This is a genomic window from Bacillus sp. AP50 (genome assembly GCF_040492675.1).
Classification (GTDB): Bacteria; Bacillota; Bacilli; order Bacillales; family Bacillaceae_G; genus Bacillus_A; species Bacillus_A cereus.
Genome location: NZ_JBEUTW010000646.1, coordinates 1 through 1,458 on the forward strand (window position 1 = coordinate 1; position 1,458 = coordinate 1,458).

A 1,458-nucleotide genomic window follows, 5' to 3' on the forward strand; every position below is an offset into this window, starting at 1 on the left:
GGCATGGGGTTAATTTATAAAGTTGCTGATCAAGATTGGGAATTTGAAAGTATACATAAATTAAATTATAAAACTTTTGTGGAAGAGATACCACAACATGAAGAAACGAAAGACCGGTTTCGTATAGATCGGTTTCATAAAGAAAATACATATTTAATTTGTTTAGATGAGGATAGATTAGTAGGTATGGTCGCAGTGCGGGGAAAACGACCATTCTCGTTAGATTATAAAATCTCAAATTTAGATGTTTATTTGCAAGAGCATGGAGAAAAAATGTATGAAATTCGTTTACTTTCAGTAGAACGTGAATATAGAAATGGAAGAGCGTTGTTAGGATTAATTCGTTTTCTACATCGTTATTTGCTTCTAAATGGATATGAATTAGCACTCATTTCTGCAACAACACGTGAACTAGCTTTATATGAGCAAATGGGATTCAAATCTTTCCATACGTTAGTTGGTACAGAAGAAGCAGCCTTCCAGCCAATGTATGTTACCCCTGCTATGTTTGAAGAGTCGAGTGTTGGGGGGATTATGACGAAAGAATATACGTTTTTACCTGGTCCAGTAGATATTGAAGAGAACGTTCGAAAGGCATTTTCTACGCGGCCTATTTCGCATCGCTCTAAGTCATTTCAAGTGATGATGGACAATGTGAAAAAACGGTTACTTTATATGACAAAAGCAAAACATGTACAGCTTATGTTAGGAACAGGGACGTTAGCAAATGATGCGATTGCTTTACAGTTACGTTCTTTAAAAGGGAAAGGACTAGTATTAACAAATGGGGAATTTGGTAATAGATTAGTTGGACATGCAAAACGAGCACAGTTACATTTTGATACGTATAAAAAGGAAATGGGAGATCCATTTATTTATACCGAATTAGAAGAAATCATGACAACTGGAAATTATGAATGGATTTGGTTTGTTCATCATGAAACATCTACTGGAATGTTAAATGATTTAAACGAGCTAAATACTCTTTGTAACGAGAATCAAATAAAACTATGTGTAGATTGCATAAGCTCAATTGGAGCAATACCATTAGACTTGAAGGATGTGTATTTTGCGAGTGGTGTTAGCGGTAAAGCGATTAAATCATATACAGGAATTTCTTTCGTTTTTTATAACCACATTGTAAAAATAAACGAGGCTGTGCCAGCCTATATGGACATTGGCATGTATGAAGAAAATGAAAACATTCCATACTCACAATCATGGAATTTAATTTATGCATTGCAAGAAGCGTTGAAGAGATTTGAAGATGAAAAGGTATTTGTAAAAATTAAAGAGACATACGAATATGTTGAAGAAGTTATTACTGATATGGGCTTAAAGCTTGTTTCACCTAAAGAACATGCCGCGCCAATTATACTTACTATTGTATTAAGCGAAGACCATTCTTCTAAAGTAGTAGGCGATGCATTAGCATTACAAGGATACATCGTTCATTAT

The 1,458-nt window shown here is 34.4% G+C and carries 1 protein-coding gene; it reads left to right on the forward strand.

Annotation, left to right across the window (positions count from 1 at the left end; genetic code table 11):
• Positions 1–3: 3 nt before the first annotated feature.
• A partial coding sequence (locus tag ABWK52_RS27885; RefSeq protein ID WP_353772299.1) for an aminotransferase class V-fold PLP-dependent enzyme occupies positions 4–1,458 on the forward strand: 1,455 nt, incomplete at its 3' end.